Below are 16,372 nucleotides of genomic sequence, written 5' to 3'. Positions count from 1 at the left end.
GGCGACAGGTAAACGATTCTGGCGTCGTTGCGCGGCCTTGCCGTACCTGGTGTACTGTCTGCGGCCGCGCGCCTAGCCAGAACCGCTTCGCTTCGTTTGCCTGTCGCCGCTAGCCGGCTATGGCTTCCGAAAACTAATGACCACCCCGTCCGGCGACTGAGTTCGGCGGAGGCGGCAGTGGCGGCGTGGCGCTGACCTTCGGGGCCGGGGCCACGAACTGGACGAAGACTTCACTGTCCTTGACCATGCCCAGCTCGTAGCGGGCACGTTCCTCGATGGCGCCGGTGCCGTCCTGGAGGTCCTTGACCTCCCCTTCCAGCTTGGCATTGCGCAGTTTCAGCGCCTGGTTGTGCGTGGCCTGTTCGTTGACCTGGCGATTCAGGTCCCAGACGCGCAGCCAGCCGCCCTTGCCCAGCCAGAGCGGATACTGGATGGCAATCAGCAACACGAACAACAGCAGGGAAATCAGGCGCATCGGGGCACAGGCGCTAGGGACAAGCCCCGCGGACAGGGCGATCTGGATCGGCACCAATGATCCACCAAGCGGCCGAAGATTGCAAAACAAAAGACGCTACAAAGCGAAACAACGACTCAATACTGTTGCAAATGTCGCGCGCCAATGAAAAACGCCGCCCTGAGGCGGCGTTTTTTCTGGCATCAGCGCAGGTTATAGAACGCGCTCTTGCCCGGGTACGTGGCGATATCGCCCAGATCTTCCTCGATGCGGATGAGCTGGTTGTACTTGGCGATACGATCCGAACGCGACAGCGAGCCGGTCTTGATCTGGCCAGCGTTCGTGCCCACGGCGATGTCGGCAATCGTGCTGTCTTCGGTCTCGCCCGAGCGGTGCGAGATCACGGCCGTGTAGCCGGCGCGCTTGGCCATCTCGATGGCAGCAAACGTCTCGGTCAGCGTGCCGATCTGGTTGATCTTGATCAGGATCGAGTTGCCGATGCCCTTCTCGATGCCTTCCTTCAGGATCTTGGTGTTGGTCACGAACAGGTCGTCACCCACCAGCTGCACGCGCTTGCCGAGCTTGTCGGTCAGCGTCTTCCAGCCTTCCCAGTCGCCTTCGGCCATGCCGTCCTCGATCGACACGATCGGGAACTTGTCGCACAGGTTGGCCAGGTAGTCGGCGAACTGCGTCGACGACAGCTTCAGGCCTTCGCCTTCCAGTGCATAGACGTCTTCGGCTTCGTGATAGAACTCGCTCGCGGCGCAGTCCAGCGCCAGCAGCACGTCTTCACCGACCTTGTAGCCAGCCTTTTCCACGGCCTGGACGATCGTGTTCAGGCATTCCTCGTTCGACGAGAAGTTCGGTGCGAAGCCGCCTTCGTCGCCCACGGCCGTCGACATGCCCTTGTCGGCCAGGATCTTCTTCAGTGCGTGGAACACTTCGGCGCCGCAACGCAGGGCTTCACGGAAGCTGGTCTGCGACACGGGCATGATCATGAATTCCTGGATATCCAGGCTGTTGTTGGCGTGCGCGCCACCGTTGACGATGTTCATCATCGGCACCGGCATCTGCATCGCACCCGAACCGCCGAAATAGCGGTACAGCGGCAGGCCAGCCTCTTCGGCAGCAGCCTTGGCCACGGCCATCGACACGGCCAGCATCGCGTTGGCGCCCAGGCGGCCCTTGTTCTCGGTGCCGTCCAGTTCGATCAGCGTGCGATCCAGGAACGCCTGCTCGGAAGCGTCCAGGCCCATGATGGCCTCGGAGATTTCGGTGTTGATATGCTCGACGGCCTTCAGCACGCCCTTGCCCAGATAGCGCGACTTGTCGCCATCACGCAGTTCGATGGCTTCGCGCGAGCCAGTGGATGCGCCCGACGGCACAGCCGCACGGCCCATCACGCCCGATTCCAGCAGCACGTCGCATTCGACGGTGGGATTGCCGCGCGAGTCCAGAACCTCGCGACCGATGATATCTACGATTGCACTCATATTTCCTCTCAGGACTGTTGAATCTTGCCAATCTGCTGCGTCATGACGCGCTCAGGATGCCCGACAAATATGTCAGGCGCCTTCCACCACGATCATGTTCATCTTTGCGGCATGCTCGCGCGACTTGCGGGCGGCCAGGTATTCCTCGCTCGCGTAAAACACCTTGGCGGCGTCGTAGCTGGGGAACTTCAGTACCACCACGCGCGTGGGCGCCCACTCACCTTCGAGCGGCTCCGTCTTGCCGCCGCGCACCAGTACCTCGGCGCCGTGGGCCTGCATGGCTCGCGACGACAGCACCTTGTACTGCTCGTATTGCTGGGGGTCCGTCACGTCGACGTACGCGATGATATAACCGGCGGCCATCCGTTATCTCCAAAGCTTTTGTATTGTCTTTCGATACTGTTGCATTCGCTTTGATGCAACCTCAAGCGACACCGCCCGCGACAGGCGCGGGCGGCGGTTACTGCAGGCTGACTCAGGCGCAGGCTGGCCAGCCGAAGTTGTCTTCGAGGAAGCCGGCGCGCTTGGTCAGCGCATCGAGGTCCTTCAAGACGGAGAGCAGTTCCTTCATGCGCGACAGCGGCACGGCGTTCGGACCATCGGACATGGCCTTGCTCGGGTCCGGGTGGGTTTCCATGAACAGGCCAGCCACGCCCGTGGCCACGGCCGCACGCGACAGCACCGGCACGAACTCGCGCTGGCCGCCGCTGCTGGTGCCCTGCCCGCCCGGCAACTGCACCGAGTGCGTGGCGTCGAACACCACCGGCGCATGGGTCTCGCGCATGATCGCCAGCGAGCGCATGTCCGAGACCAGATTGTTGTAGCCGAAGGAGACACCGCGTTCGCAGGCCATGAACACGTCATCGGGCAGGCCAGCTTCGCGTGCAGCGTCGCGGGCCTTGTCGATCACGTTCTTCATGTCGTGCGGGGCCAGGAACTGGCCCTTCTTGATATTCACCGGCCGGCCGCTCTGGGCGCAGGCGCGGATGAAATCCGTCTGGCGGCACAGGAAGGCCGGCGTCTGCAGCACGTCCACCACGGCGGAAACCGGCTTGATCTCGTCGATCTCGTGGATATCCGTGAGTACCGGCACCCCAATCTCGCGCTTCACCGTGGCCAGGATCTCCAGACCCTTCTCCATCCCCAGTCCACGGAACGACTTGCCCGACGAACGGTTGGCCTTGTCGAACGAGGACTTGTAGATGAACGGGATACCCAGCGCGCTCGTGATTTCCTTGAGTTGGCCAGCCGTATCAAGCGCCATCTGCTCGGACTCGATCACGCACGGGCCCGAAATCAGGAAGAACGGCTTGTCGAGGCCAACGTCGAATCCACACAGTTTCATGGCTGTCTCCTTCGTCGCGGGCCGTCAGGCGCCCTTGCGTTGCTGCGAGGCCAGCGCGGCTTCCACATACGCCTTGAACAGCGGATGACCGTCGCGCGGCGTCGAGGTGAACTCCGGGTGGAACTGCACGCCAACGAACCAGGGGTGCATCGACTCCGGCAACTCCATCATTTCCGGCAGGTTCTCGGTCGGCGTACGCGCCGAAATCACCATCCCGGCGCCTTCGAGCTGCGGCACGTAGTGGTTGTTGACTTCGTAGCGGTGACGATGGCGCTCGTTGACTTCGGCACCATAGATCTGCGCGGCCTTCGTACCAGCCTTGACCGGCACGCGCTGGGCGCCCAGGCGCATCGTGCCGCCCAGGTCGGAATCGGCCGAGCGTTGTTCGACCTTACCTTCACGGTCCAGCCACTCGGTGATCAGTGCCACCACCGGATGCTCGGTTTCGAGGTTGAATTCGGTCGAGTTGGCGTCCGTCATGCTGGCCACGTGGCGCGCGAATTCGATCACGGCCAGCTGCATGCCCAGGCAGATGCCCAGGTACGGCACCTTGTGCTCGCGGGCATACTGAATCGCGCGGATCTTGCCTTCCGTGCCGCGCTTGCCGAAACCGCCCGGCACCAGGATGGCGTCCAGCGGCTGCAGCACTTCGAGGTGACCCGATTCGAGTTCTTCCGAATCGATGTACTCGATGTTCACGCGCGTTGCGGTGTGCATGCCGGCGTGGCGCAGCGCCTCGATCAGCGACTTGTACGACTCGGTCAGGTCGACGTACTTGCCAACCATGCCGATCGTGATTTCGTGCTCGGGATTTTCCTGCGCCTTGACCAGCTTCTGCCACATCGACAGATCGGCCGGCTTCGGATCGAGGCGGAGTTCCTCGCAGATCAGGCGGTCGAGGCCCTGCTCGTTGAGCATCTGCGGAATCTTGTAGATGCTGTCGGCGTCCCACACCGAGATCACGGCGTCTTGCGGGATGTTCGCGAACAGCGAGATCTTGGCGCGCTCGTCGTCGGGAATCGGACGGTCGGCGCGGCACAGCAGTGCCGTGGGCGAAATACCGATTTCGCGCAGCTTCTGCACCGAGTGCTGGGTCGGCTTGGTCTTCAGTTCGCCAGCGCTGGCAATGAACGGCACCAGCGTCAGGTGCACGAAGGCGCAATGGTTGCGGCCCATGCGCAGGCTCATCTGGCGCGCGGCTTCGAGGAACGGCAGCGATTCGATATCGCCCACCGTGCCGCCGATTTCCACAAGTGCCACGTCGGCCTTGCCATCGTGCGAGGCGGCTGCGCCGCGCTCAACGAATGCCTGGATTTCGTTGGTGATGTGGGGAATGACCTGCACGGTCTTGCCGAGGTACTCGCCACGACGTTCCTTGCGGATCACCGATTCGTAGATCTGGCCAGTCGTGAAGTTGTTCGACTTGCGCATCTTGGCCGAGACGAAGCGCTCGTAGTGGCCAAGATCCAGATCGGTTTCCGCGCCATCTTCCGTCACGAACACTTCGCCGTGCTGGAAAGGGCTCATCGTGCCGGGATCGACGTTGATGTAAGGATCGAGCTTGAGGAGGGTGACTTTGAGGCCGCGCGACTCGAGAATGGCCGCGAGCGAAGCAGCAGCGATGCCCTTGCCGAGAGAAGAGACGACGCCACCGGTGACGAAGACGAATTTGGTCATAAACCGAGCTTGCCGGGGAAATCGGGATTATACATGAGACCCCGTGCGCCGCCGACCCGGAATTTGTGACAGCGGCATGTCGGGCCGCCGCCCTTTCCTACGCCTTCCGACGGTCTTTCAGCCTGCCTGGCGCATCCCGTCGATCAGTTCCCGCACCAGCCCAGCGGTCTCCAGCGGGCGCTCCATCGGATAGAGATGACCACCCTCCACATAGCGCAGGCGATCGCCCACCAGCTTGCGCGTGGCACCCAGACCTACCTGTCTCACCTCCTTCGAACGCGTACCCGCAATAAAGCTGACCGGCACCGGTGCTCCATGGGCCACGCGTCGTCCCAGACTGGTCGGCAACGTGCGGTAGATACGATATTCGACATCGCGATCGAAGCGAAGCCTGCGCTCGGCGGCGCGGCCCGTGGGTTCAGTGCCGAGTTCCGCGTAGTCGCGTAGCACCTCGGGGTCCCAGACCTGGAAATTGCGCTTGGCCTGGAAATGGGTCCAGACCGATTCGGTGTCGGGCCAGTGCGTGCGTCGGTTCTTGGTCACGGCTGCGGGACTTGGTTTTTCGTCGAGTCCCAGTACCTGCGAGGCCCGCAGCAACGAGGCCCGCCAACCGGCGATGATCGGAGAATCGAGCATCACCACGCCCTGCACGCGATGCGGCTGGCGCAGCGCGGCCATCAGCGAGAGAAAGCCGCCGAGCGAATGCCCGACGAGCCAGACCTTGCGATGATCGGCCCCGTCGCGTCCGGCCCGCTGCATCTCGCGCAGCAACTCCTCGACGAGGTTCGGCCATTCGCGCGTGACGGGCAGCTTGGGATCGTGGCCATAGCGCTCCACCGCGCGGATCTCGAACGTATCCTCCAGTTGGCCGAACAGCTTGCGATACGTTGGAACCGGAAAACCGTTGGCGTGGGAGAACAGCAGGAGGTCGCGCATGGGGGCTGGGGCGATGAAGAATGAGTTTCGCCGCAGAGTGTACTGCGAGGCCAGGCCCGTTTCGGCTAGGCAAAATCCTCTATCGCCAACCTGCCCCGCTCGAATTTAGTGCTCGCGGCGTGCTCTGACCGGCTGGCCCCAGCGGTCGGCGTCATCGCGCGCCAGCGGAAATTCGGCAGGCTGGGCGGCATCCCATTCGGGATTGCCGATTTCCCCGAACACCTGACGCAGACGCTGGCCCCAGGTGTCGCGGATCATGCGGAAGTACGCGTTGCGTTCGTCGATGTTGACGAAGTGCGTCACGCGCAGCGAATCAGCTTCGTAAACCAGCAGGTCCAGCGGCAGGCCCACCGAGATATTCGACTTCAGCGTCGAATCCATCGAAATCAGCGCGCATTTCGCGGCCTCGCCCAGCGGCAGCGACGGGGACACCACACGGTCGATGATCGGCTTGCCGTACTTGGCCTCTCCAATCTGGAAGTAGCAGTTCTCAGGCGTGGCTTCGACGAAATTGCCTGCCGCATAGATATTGAACAGCCGCGTACGCTCGCCCCGGATCTGGCCGCCGAACACGATGCTCACGTTGAAATCGATGCCGGCGTCGCGCAGCGCGTGGGCATCACGCTTGTGCACGGCACGCACAGCTTCGCCCACGATGGTGGCGGCCTCGAACATGTCGCGGGCCGTCCACAGCGAGCGTTTTTCGTCACGCGCCTCGGCCAGGCATTGGCGCACCGACTGGCTGATAGCCAGGTTACCGGCGGTCATCAGCACCATCATCCGATCGCCTGGCTCTTCGAAAACAGTCATTTTCCGGGCAGTGGAAATGGCGTCCACGCCGGCATTGGTTCGGGAATCGGAGAGGAATACCAGGCCGGCATCCAGCCGCATGGCTACGCAGTACGTCATGAAGTGATTGATTGTTGGGGCTGCCGGGGCGGCAAGCTTGCATTCTAGCCGCTCGGCAAGAACGGAGCGTTTGAACGGGCGGGAGAGGGGACTAGGCCACAGGTGCGATAGAGATATCCACTTCCAACGTCTCGCCCGCGCCACCCTCCAGAATGCCCCGGATTGGTGCGGCGGAAGCGTAGTCGCGCCCCACGGCGAGTCGCACATGGCGAGTATCTGTGACACAACGGTGCGTGACGTCGATGCTGCACCAGAGGCCCTGGTCGGCATCGAGGCAAATGTCGGTCCACGCGTGGCTCGCCATGGCCGTGGCGGCCGGATCGTAGAAGTAACCGCTGACATAGCGAGCGGGAATACCGAGCGCGCGGCACGCCGCGACCATCACCTGCGCCTGGTCCTGGCACACCCCGCTGCCCAGCCGGAATGCGTCTGCGGCCGAAGTGCCCACGTCGGTAGTGTTGGCCTTGTAGCGCACACGGGTGGCCACCCCGTCGGCCAGCGCCAGCAACGCGGGCATATCGTGCCCGGCCGCCAGGTACGGCGCGGCAAATCCCTGCAGATCGGCAGGCGCCTGGGTCAGCGGTGTCCCGGTCATGAAGTAGAGCGGCGATACGCGCGCCTCGCCGGCTTCAGGCAAGTCATGAAAGGCATGATGGCCGCCCTCGCCCGTCCTGACCTCCACTTCGCCCGTCGCGGCGATAGCGATCCTGCGGGCCGGGCCCGCCATCGTGAAGTTGTGGACGATATTGCCGAAGCCATCCCGTGCTTCGGTCAGGTTGCCGGGAACGTTCAGGTGCCAGTCCGCAACCGATTGCAGCGGCCCCGAGCGCGGCGCCAGACGCAGTTCATGCACGCTGCGGCGTACGGGCTCGGTGTAGTGATAGACAGTCTTGTGGTGGATCCGATATTTCACGATGCATAGTGCGCGCTACGGCACACCTGCCCTCCAGCGTTCCGCGTCCGGCACATAGGGTGCCGGACGGGTGATCCACTCTGCGCAATCGACTCAGGCAGCCAGCGGCACAAGGAAATCGCGGCTGATACCGTTGCCGAGATCGCCGATGCGTTCCAGGAAGCTGGTCAGGTAGGCGTGCAGGCCGACAGCAAAAATGTCGTCGATGCGCGCGTATTTCAAATCGGCGTGGAGTTTACCAGCCTGGCGCATGGTCTCCGCTGACTGCTGGTTGGCCACCAGCGCCAGGATCGCGACTACCTCGTCCATGCTCGACACCAGCGAGCGTGGCATGTCCGGCCGCAGGATCAGCAACTCCGCCACGCGCTGGGGCGTGATCACGGCACGGTAGATCTTGCGGTAGACCTCGAAGCCCGACACCGAACGCAGCACCGCCGCCCAGTGGTAGAAATCGTTTTGCTCGCGGTTGGGATCGTCGGTGTCGCTGTCGTCGCGACCCGATGCCTGGAACTTGACGTCGAGAATCCGCGCGGTGTTGTCGGCGCGCTCCAGGAACGTGCCAAGCCGCATGAAATGAAACGCGTCGTCCTTGAGCATCGTGCCGAACTGCACGCCACGCGCCAGGTGCGAGCGGAATTTCACCCATTCGAAAAAGCGCGACGGGTCCTGACGCAACTCCCCATCCGCGATCATGCGCTGGACATCGAGCCAGGTGGTGTTGATGGTCTCCCAGACCTCGGTCGTCAATGATCCGCGCACTGCACGGGCATTCTCGCGGGCCGCCCGCAGGCAGCTCATGATTGACGACGGATTGGTCATGTCGCGCACCATGAAGTCGATCACATCGTCACGATGCAGCAACCCGTACTTGTGGTCATAGGCGTGCGTCAACTCGGAAATATCGAGCATGGCCCACCAGCCCTGCTCGGCCATTTCGGCCGACTGCGGCAGCAGCGAGGTCTGGTAGTTGACGTCGAGCATCCGCGCGGTGTTCTCCGCGCGCTCGGTGTAGCGGGCCATCCAGAACAGGTGGTCGGCGGTACGGCTCAGCATGATGGGCTCCCGGCTTGTCGTTGTTCGCGGCGTTCAGCGTTCCAGTACCCAGGTGTCCTTGGTGCCTCCGCCCTGCGAGGAATTCACCACCAGCGACCCTTCACGCAATGCCACGCGCGTCAGTCCGCCAGGCACCATCCGAACTTCCTTGCCAGACAGCACGAACGGCCTCAGGTCGATATGGCGCGGCGCGATGCCCGATTCCACATACGTGGGACAAGTGGACAGCGCCAGCGTGGGCTGGGCGATGTACTGCTCGGGGCGGGACTTGACCACTTCGCGGAACTGCTCGATCTCGGCACGCGTGGCAGCCGGACCCACGAGCATGCCGTAGCCGCCGGCACCGTGCGTCTCCTTGACCACGAGCTTCTCCATGTTGTCGAGCACGTACTGCAGGTCATCGGGCCGCCGGCACATATACGTGGGAACGTTCGACAGGATGGCTTCCTCGCCCAGGTAGAAGCGGATCATGTCCGGCACGTACGGATAGATCGATTTGTCGTCGGCCACCCCGGTGCCAATCGCGTTGCTGATCGTCACATTGCCGGCCCGGTAGACCGACAGCAAACCGGCCGCACCGAGCGTGGAGTCCGGCCGGAATGCGAGCGGATCGAGGAAGTCATCGTCCACGCGGCGGTAGATCACGTCGATCCGTTGCGGCCCCTGCGTGGTACGCATGTAGAGGTGATCGTCCTCGACAAAGAGGTCGCTGCCCTCCACCAGTTCCACGCCCATCTGCTGGGCCAGGAACGCGTGCTCGAAATACGCGGAGTTGTACATGCCCGGCGTGAGCACCACCACGGTGGGGTCCGCAATGTTCTGCGGCGACACGCTGCGCAGCATGTCGAGCAGCAGATCCGGGTAATGCGCCACCGGTGCCACGCGATTGCGCGCGAACAGTTCGGGGAACAACCGCATCATCATCTTGCGGTTCTCAAGCATGTAGGACACGCCCGACGGTACGCGCAGGTTGTCTTCCAGCACGTAGAACTCGCCCTCTCCTGCCCGCACCACATCGATACCCGCCACGTGCGCGTAGATATCGCGCGGCACGTCGATGCCGAGCATCTCGGGACGGTACTGCGCGTTGTTGTAGATCTGGTCAGGCGGAATCACGCCAGCCCGGATGATGTCCTGGCCGTGGTAGATATCGTGGATGAAGCGGTTCAACGCCGCCACGCGCTGCCGCAGGCCGCGTTCCAGGGTCGCCCATTCACTGGCCGGAAAGATGCGGGGGATGACGTCGAACGGAATCGTCCGCTCGGTGCCGCTGTTGGACTCGTCCTTGTCGCCATAGACGGCAAAGGTGATGCCCACCCGGCGAAAGATCAGGTCCGCCTCCGCCCGCTTGTTGTCCATTGACCCGCCGGACTGCCCGCCCAGCCAGTCGGCAAAGTTGCGGTAGTGGGGCCGCACCGCCCCGGTCGGCAACGCCTGACCGGCTTCGATGCCCGTCAACGTGCCATCTTCCCGCCCTTCCAGCATCTCGTCGAAAAACCGCGCCGCCATGATGGCCGCTCCTTCGTGGAAATGGGCGCCAGCTGCGTGCAGTCTCCTCGCCTGCCGCTTCCGACGACTGTCTGGCGACGCCGCCGGCCTCCCGTTCATTGATGCTTTATCGAGACAACGCTTTCAGCATACCCGCGCCGGCAATTCCCGCAAGGGTTGCATGTGCGAGACATGCACCGGCACGCAAAACGGTTTAGCAAGATGCTTGCCAGGGGACTACGCCTGGCAGGAGGTTTTGCTCCGAGGGCTGGTGGCTCTGCTTGCCAGCCACTTCGCAATTTGCACGGTTTGCCCTCTCCCCCGCCCCTCTCCCTGAGGGAGAGGAGCGCAAACCGGAGAGACGCAAGCTATCGCGCCGTGCCGCCCGCACACGACGCCGACTCCGGCGGGCAGTTATCCAGTATGTCCTGCACCAACGCCTCCGGCGTCCGGCGGATATCGAGCACCAGCGCGTCGCGCGGCTCCTCCAGTGTGTCGAACTGGCTTTGCAGCAGGGCCGGGTTGAAGAAATGGTCTTCGCGGACCGACAGGCGGCCACCAATCGTCGATGCATCGCCCTTCATGAACACAAAGGTCACGCCGCCTTCCGGAGGGTTCAGCCGATCGCGGTAGACCTGGCGCAGCGCGGAGCAGGTAAACACATGGGTGCGCCCTTCTGCACGGGCTTCGTCGATGGCCGCGCGCATGGCAGCCAGCCACGGCCAGCGGTCGTCATCGGTCAGCGGCACGCCGGCGTGCATCTTGGCCTTGTTGGCCTCGCTGTGAAACGTGTCGGCATCATGGAAGCCGCAATGCAGGCGCTGCGCCAGCATCTGGCCCACGGTGGTCTTGCCGCTGCCAGAAACGCCCATCAGGATATAGATCATGTCTGCTCCATCGATCATGGTGTCGGATGGTGTCGCCACCCTTGTCGGTAGCCGCCACGAACCATTGCGGTTGCACGGCGGTACCCCAGGCACCGTGGCGCCCGGGGAAACGAATAAGAAGAATCTGAAAACGACGGCCCGGAACGAGCCTGCTGTTTGAACGGATGAACCTATTGTGCGACGGCGACGCCCATTTGGACAGACGCGGGAACACTCGACATGGCATCCGCTTCGGAGAGGTCCAGCGCGCTGCCCCCTTCCTCGGCAATCCGCGCATGGCGGCGGAACAGGCCGAACAGGCCGCGCCCCATGCTGAACTGCGCGAAATCATCCTCAGGCGCGGCAACCGGCTGGCGCGCTGCAAACTCCGCCTGCACCGAGGCATCGCCCACCAGTTCGAGCGTGCCGGCCACGGCATCCACGCGAATGACGTCCCCGTCACGCACACGGGCCAGCGGACCGCCTGCCAGCGCCTCGGGGCCAACGTGGATCACGGCTGGCACCTTGCCCGATGCGCCCGACATGCGGCCATCGGTCACCAGTGCCACCTTGTGACCAGCGTCCTGCAACGCGCCCAGCCCCGGCGTCAGCCGATGCAATTCGGGCATGCCATTGGCATTCGGCCCCTGGAAGCGCACCACGGCCACCACATCGCGATTCAGTTCATCGGCCTCGAAGGCGGCCTGCAGCGCCTCCTGCGATTCGAAGACGCGCGCCGGCGCCTGCACCACACGATGCTCATCGGCCACGGCCGAGACCTTGATCACGCCGCGCCCGAGGTTACCGGCCATCAACCGCAACCCGCCCTCGGCCGAGAATGGCGCCGACGCCGGTGCCAGCACGCTGGAGTCGCCACTGACGGTGGGGCCATCGCGCCAGCGCAACATACCATCGGTCATCACCGGTTCCTGCGTGTAACGCGCCAGGCCCCGCCCGGCCACTGTCTGCACATCCTCGTGCAGTAGTCCGGCCTCCAGAAGCTGGCCGATCACGTAGGCCACACCGCCTGCCGCATGGAAATGGTTCACATCGGCAGCGCCATTCGGATAGACACGCGCCAGCAGCGGCGTGACGGCCGACAGACGGTCGAAGTCGTTCCAGTCGATGACAATCCCTGCCGCGCGTGCCATGGCAACGAGGTGGATCGTATGGTTGGTCGATCCGCCGGTTGCCAGCAAGCCGACCATCGCATTGACGATGGCGCGTTCGTCCACGACCTGCGCCAGCGGCGTGTACTCGCGACCCCGCGCGATCAGCACCAGGGCGCGCTGCGCGGCGGCGGTGGTCAATGCGTCGCGCAACCCGCTATCCGGATGCACGAACGCCGCGCCGGGCATGTGCAGGCCCATGATTTCCATCAGGAACTGGTTGCTGTTGGCGGTGCCATAAAACGTGCACGTGCCGGCGCTGTGATACGCGGCGCTTTCAGCTTCGAGCAATGCATCGCGCCCCACCTGTCCCGTGGCGTAGAGCTGGCGCACCCGCGCCTTCTCCTTGTTCGACAGTCCGGTAGCCATCGGCCCCGCTGGCACGAACACCACGGGCAGGTGCCCGAACTGGAGCGCGCCCATCAGCAGGCCCGGCACGATCTTGTCGCAGACGCCGAGCATCAGCGCCGCGTCGAACGTGTTGTGCGACAGCCCAACGGCGGTGCTCATGGCAATGGCATCGCGCGAGAACAGAGAGAGCTCCATACCGGCGTTGCCCTGCGTGATGCCATCGCACATGGCCGGCACGCCGCCCGCCACCTGCGCTACCGCACCCACGGCACGCGCCGCCTCCCGGATCACGGACGGATAGCGCTCATACGGCTGATGCGCAGACAGCATGTCGTTGTAGGCGGTGATGATGCCGAGATTCGGCGCATGCTCCACACGCAGCTTGAGCTTGTCGTCCGAAGGCAGCGCTGCGTAGCCGTGAGCCAGGTTGGCACACGACATGCCACGCAGCGGACCTAGTTCCCGCTGGGCCCGTTCGCAGCGCGCGAGGTAGGCGGCACGGCTGGCACGGCTGCGTTCGACGATGCGTTCGGTAACGGCCGAAACTTCTGCGCGGGCGTGGCCCGGGGTAGCTGGGGACATGGCGGATCGATTCTCGTGGGGGTATCGGGCGGCATATCGGGCGGCAAATCTCGCCCTCCATGCTGTAGATTTTCTACATTATAGCCAGGAGACGATTCCCAACGAAAGCCCGGCATCCTCCCGCACTCGACTTATTCAGCGTATTTTCGCACGAAATTCGGGTAAATCCTGAGGCATCGAGCATCTCACCGGATGCAGAAAACCTCCTCCTAACGTGTAGAATCTCTACAAATTCAAGGGCGACATCATTGAGAGCCGCCCGGCACGACTCCACGCCCACCCTCACCATGCGCGACAGAATCCTTGCCGTCTACGACACGCTGCGTCCCTCCGAACGCCGACTTGCCGATTACGTGACCCGTCACGGCGCCAGCGTCATCCGCCTGACCATGCCTGAACTTGCCGAGCGCGCAGGCGTATCGCAGCCCACGATTGCGCGCTTCTGCGCAGCGCTAGGCTACGATGGCTTCAAGGAGTTCAAGCTCCAGTTCGCCCAGAACGTAGGCGGCGGCATCCCGTTCGTGCATCAGGATGTGGCTGCCAGCGACCGGCCTGCCGACATCGCCGGCAAGGTCTTCGACCGCACCATCGCCACGTTGATGACCGTGCGCAATGCCCTCTCCGCCGACCAGATCGAACACGGCATTCGCCTGCTAGCGGATGCAAGGCGCATCGAGTTTTACGGCTGCGGCAATTCAGGCATCGTTGCACTCGATATCCAGCACAAGTTCTTCCGTCTCGGCATCCCGACCACGGCCTACTCCGATCCGCACGTATTCAGCATGTCCGCCGCACTGCTGCGCCCTGGCGATGTGGCCGTGCTGGTATCCAACAGCGGTCGAACCTGGGATATGCTCACCGCCGCCACGCTGGCTCGCAGCAGTGGCGCAAGCGTGCTGGCACTTACGCACAGCGGTTCGCCCTTGGCCGGACTTGCCGATGTCTGCGTGTTCTCCGATGTCGAAGAAGACAGCGAAGTATTCACGCCGATGACCTCACGCATCTGCCACCTTGTGCTCGGCGACGTTCTGGCGGCCGGCGTGGCACTCGGCCGCGCGGAATCGGTGGCCGGCGGGCTGCAACGCGCCAAGGCCCACCTGCGCGAGCGACGCATTGCCGGGGCGGACCCCGCGCCGCTGGCGCCCAATTCGGAGACCTCGGCAGCGAGCGCGACCACCAGGAAAAAAGCCAGAAAGGCGACCCCATCCACGCGCGCTACGCGGTGATAAACCGCTCGCCTTCCGGTCCTACTCCGGGCCAGGTACTTCGGGTGCATCTCGCCAGTAGCGCCGATGTTGCTGGCGATACGTCGTCACCGTCTGGCCAGCACCCCTTGTCTCGATCGTGATCGCGCCTGCTTCATCGCTCCGGTAGCGCGCGATACCAGCGCGGCCATAGCGCCGCCAGACATCATTGCGCGGATGGCCATAGCGGTTCGCAAACCCCATCTGGAAAATTGCCAGCTCCGGCTGTACCGCCGCCAGGAATGCACGATGCGACGACGTTCCGCTGCCATGATGCGGCACGAGGAGGAAGTCGGCATGCAAGCGATCCTCCTCTGAACGACGCACCAGCGCGAGTTCCTCGCGCACGCCAATATCCCCGGTCAGCAGCGCGCTGCGATGCGGGGTCGACACCCGCAACACACAACTCCGCGCATTGCTGGAGAGCCTGGAATTCTCCAGCGCCGCCAGCGAGGGGTGCAGGATCTCGAATGTCACACCGTCCCAGTCCCACGCTGCGCCGGCGAGGCACGCCTGCCAGTTAGTCTTTCCGGCATCGCTGGTCAGCAGCCGATGGTCCGCGGCACCCGCCGTCAGCCGTTGCGACACCGGCACTGCGGCCAAGACATCCCTCACACCCCCCGCATGGTCGGCGTCTTCATGGCTCACCATGAGCATGTCAAGCCGACGCACGCCCGACGCACGCAGAAAGGGGACGATGACCTGTCCGCCCGCGCTGGTGCCGGACCCATACGCCGGACCGGCGTCGTAGAGCATGGCGTGCTCGCGCGTCTCGACTAGCACAGCTGTCCCCTGCCCGACATCAAGCGCCGTCATCCGGAACTCGCCATGCGGCACTGGCGCCCGACCTGCCGCCAGCATCGGCACCATCAGCACCCCGCCAAGCCAGCGAGGCAGCGCGTGAAGCCGGGCACGAGGCATCAGCACCAGCACAACACCCAGCATGGCCAGACCGAATGCCACCGGCCCGGGATGCGCCGCCTCCCAGACCGCCCACGACGGCGCGGCTAGCCATGCGAGACCCTGCACGAGCCACGCCAGCGCGGCGTGAGCCACCGCCAGCAATGGCGAGGCGACAGCGACCGGCATCCCGGCCGCCAGCAGCGCTAGCGGCGTGACCAGCAGGCTAACCACCGGAATTGCCACCGCATTGGCCAGCCCCGATACCAGCGATACCTGTCCGAACAGCAGCAGCGTCAGCGGCACCAAACCAATCGTCACGGCCCATTGCGTCCGAGCCGCACTGGCAATGCCGGCACCCAGCCGCCACACCCAACCTGCCGGACCGGCCTGCCGTGCCCGCTCTGCGCTCCCATCGCCCTCACGCCGGCTCGCATGCAGGAAGATCACGGCCACGGCCCCAAACGACAACCAGAACCCTGGCGAGAGCACCGCCCAAGGGTCGATGGCCACCGCCACGGCCGCCGCCCACGCCAGCACCACCGACGCTGGTGGCGCCCTGCCACTCCACAACGCCACCGCCGCCACGATGAGCATCGTGACGGTACGCAATGCAGGAATCTGCATGCCTGCGATGGTGGCGTAGGCCAATGCCGTCAACACGGCAACAACGAGCGCGGCTTTCTGGGCAGGCCAGAGGAGGGGGAGGGGTATCAATTTCCAACGGCTCGCGCCGCTCTCCCGCCTGCGGAAGTCCCTTGTGTTTTCTCCCCTCTCCCGCATGGCGGGAGAGGGGTCGGGGGAGAGGGCGCAACGCTTGAATTCGCCGCCGTCGCAACTCGATGCGCCTGCCCTCTCCCCCAGCCCCTCTCCCGCGTGCGGGAGAGGGGAGCAAGCCGCGCGGTATCGGTCGCGGCGGACGTGCACGAACCCCACCCCAAACGACCACCTGTCTCTTCTACACCTCCCCCATCCCACCAGACACGCCTGAA

The 16,372-nt window shown here is 64.1% G+C and carries 14 protein-coding genes; 1 reads left to right on the top strand and 13 read right to left on the bottom strand.

Features of this window, described 5'->3' with window-relative positions; genetic code table 11:
• Positions 1-133 precede the first annotated feature (133 nt).
• The 12 genes from ftsB to edd form a co-directional block, all read right to left on the bottom strand.
• Entirely contained in the window at positions 134-475 is a 342-nt protein-coding gene (ftsB, locus tag FFS21_RS18625; RefSeq protein ID WP_137926262.1) for a cell division protein FtsB, read from the bottom strand.
• Between the two features lie 182 nt (positions 476-657).
• Entirely contained in the window at positions 658-1,947 is a 1,290-nt protein-coding gene (gene eno / locus FFS21_RS18620; protein WP_137926261.1) for a phosphopyruvate hydratase, read from the bottom strand.
• A gap of 72 nt (positions 1,948-2,019) precedes the next feature.
• A complete protein-coding gene (locus tag FFS21_RS18615) occupies positions 2,020-2,310 on the bottom strand; it encodes a DUF1330 domain-containing protein (RefSeq protein WP_137926260.1) in 291 nt (96 codons plus the stop codon).
• Between the two features lie 112 nt (positions 2,311-2,422).
• Positions 2,423-3,292, bottom strand: coding sequence for a 3-deoxy-8-phosphooctulonate synthase (gene kdsA, locus FFS21_RS18610; RefSeq protein ID WP_137926259.1), 870 nt, complete (start codon positions 3,290-3,292; stop codon positions 2,423-2,425).
• A 24-nt stretch (positions 3,293-3,316) separates the two neighbouring features.
• Positions 3,317-4,969, bottom strand: a complete 1,653-nt coding sequence (gene pyrG, locus FFS21_RS18605; protein ID WP_137926258.1) for a CTP synthase — start codon at positions 4,967-4,969, stop codon at positions 3,317-3,319.
• Between the two features lie 117 nt (positions 4,970-5,086).
• Positions 5,087-5,905, bottom strand: coding sequence for an alpha/beta fold hydrolase (locus tag FFS21_RS18600; RefSeq protein WP_137926257.1), 819 nt, complete (start codon positions 5,903-5,905; stop codon positions 5,087-5,089).
• Between the two features lie 105 nt (positions 5,906-6,010).
• A complete protein-coding gene (locus FFS21_RS18595) occupies positions 6,011-6,814 on the bottom strand; it encodes a proteasome-type protease (RefSeq protein ID WP_137926256.1) in 804 nt (267 codons plus the stop codon).
• A gap of 91 nt (positions 6,815-6,905) precedes the next feature.
• Complete coding sequence (locus FFS21_RS18590; RefSeq protein ID WP_137926255.1) at positions 6,906-7,727, bottom strand: transglutaminase family protein; 822 nt, start codon at positions 7,725-7,727, stop codon at positions 6,906-6,908.
• 93 nt (positions 7,728-7,820) lie between these two features.
• Entirely contained in the window at positions 7,821-8,780 is a 960-nt protein-coding gene (locus FFS21_RS18585) for an alpha-E domain-containing protein (RefSeq protein WP_137926254.1), read from the bottom strand.
• Between the two features lie 33 nt (positions 8,781-8,813).
• Positions 8,814-10,289 (bottom strand): circularly permuted type 2 ATP-grasp protein, encoded by a 1,476-nt coding sequence (locus FFS21_RS18580; protein WP_137926253.1) that lies wholly within the window; start codon positions 10,287-10,289, stop codon positions 8,814-8,816.
• Between the two features lie 347 nt (positions 10,290-10,636).
• The gene (locus FFS21_RS18575) at positions 10,637-11,155 is read right to left on the bottom strand and encodes a gluconokinase (RefSeq protein ID WP_137926252.1); all 519 of its coding nucleotides are present in this window, start codon (positions 11,153-11,155) and stop codon (positions 10,637-10,639) included.
• 170 nt (positions 11,156-11,325) lie between these two features.
• The gene (gene edd, locus FFS21_RS18570) at positions 11,326-13,236 is read right to left on the bottom strand and encodes a phosphogluconate dehydratase (RefSeq protein ID WP_137926251.1); all 1,911 of its coding nucleotides are present in this window, start codon (positions 13,234-13,236) and stop codon (positions 11,326-11,328) included.
• A 287-nt stretch (positions 13,237-13,523) separates the two neighbouring features.
• On the opposite strand from edd, the gene FFS21_RS18565 reads away from it, so the two are divergent.
• Positions 13,524-14,462 carry a MurR/RpiR family transcriptional regulator gene (locus tag FFS21_RS18565; protein WP_137926250.1) on the top strand — a complete coding sequence of 313 codons (939 nt, stop codon included), beginning with the start codon at positions 13,524-13,526 and terminating at the stop codon, positions 14,460-14,462.
• A gap of 21 nt (positions 14,463-14,483) precedes the next feature.
• Here FFS21_RS18565 and FFS21_RS18560 read toward each other — a convergent pair whose 3' ends face one another.
• Complete coding sequence (locus tag FFS21_RS18560; RefSeq protein WP_349304718.1) at positions 14,484-16,163, bottom strand: DNA internalization-related competence protein ComEC/Rec2; 1,680 nt, start codon at positions 16,161-16,163, stop codon at positions 14,484-14,486.
• Between the last annotated feature and the right edge of the window lie 209 nt (positions 16,164-16,372).

It is taken from the genome of Cupriavidus sp. 2SB (genome assembly GCF_005503625.1).
GTDB lineage: Bacteria > Pseudomonadota > Gammaproteobacteria > Burkholderiales > Burkholderiaceae > Cupriavidus.
Note: the sequence above shows the minus strand (reverse complement) of the source record. Positions and strands in the feature narration are given on the sequence as shown.

Bases quoted from the DNA above. Each gene is read 5' to 3' on its own strand.
- ftsB (WP_137926262.1), bottom strand. From the start codon at position 475: ATGCGCCTGATTTCCCTGCTGTTGTTCGTGTTGCTGATTGCCATCCAG.
- eno (WP_137926261.1), bottom strand. From the start codon at position 1,947: ATGAGTGCAATCGTAGATATCATCGGTCGCGAGGTTCTGGACTCGCGC.
- FFS21_RS18615 (WP_137926260.1), bottom strand. From the start codon at position 2,310: ATGGCCGCCGGTTATATCATCGCGTACGTCGACGTGACGGACCCCCAG.
- kdsA (WP_137926259.1), bottom strand. From the start codon at position 3,292: ATGAAACTGTGTGGATTCGACGTTGGCCTCGACAAGCCGTTCTTCCTG.
- pyrG (WP_137926258.1), bottom strand. From the start codon at position 4,969: ATGACCAAATTCGTCTTCGTCACCGGTGGCGTCGTCTCTTCTCTCGGC.
- FFS21_RS18600 (WP_137926257.1), bottom strand. From the start codon at position 5,905: ATGCGCGACCTCCTGCTGTTCTCCCACGCCAACGGTTTTCCGGTTCCA.
- FFS21_RS18595 (WP_137926256.1), bottom strand. From the start codon at position 6,814: ATGACGTACTGCGTAGCCATGCGGCTGGATGCCGGCCTGGTATTCCTC.
- FFS21_RS18585 (WP_137926254.1), bottom strand. From the start codon at position 8,780: ATGCTGAGCCGTACCGCCGACCACCTGTTCTGGATGGCCCGCTACACC.
- FFS21_RS18580 (WP_137926253.1), bottom strand. From the start codon at position 10,289: ATGGCGGCGCGGTTTTTCGACGAGATGCTGGAAGGGCGGGAAGATGGC.
- FFS21_RS18575 (WP_137926252.1), bottom strand. From the start codon at position 11,155: ATGATCTATATCCTGATGGGCGTTTCTGGCAGCGGCAAGACCACCGTG.
- edd (WP_137926251.1), bottom strand. From the start codon at position 13,236: ATGTCCCCAGCTACCCCGGGCCACGCCCGCGCAGAAGTTTCGGCCGTT.
- FFS21_RS18565 (WP_137926250.1), top strand. From the start codon at position 13,524: ATGCGCGACAGAATCCTTGCCGTCTACGACACGCTGCGTCCCTCCGAA.
- FFS21_RS18560 (WP_349304718.1), bottom strand. From the start codon at position 16,163: ATGCGGGAGAGGGGAGAAAACACAAGGGACTTCCGCAGGCGGGAGAGC.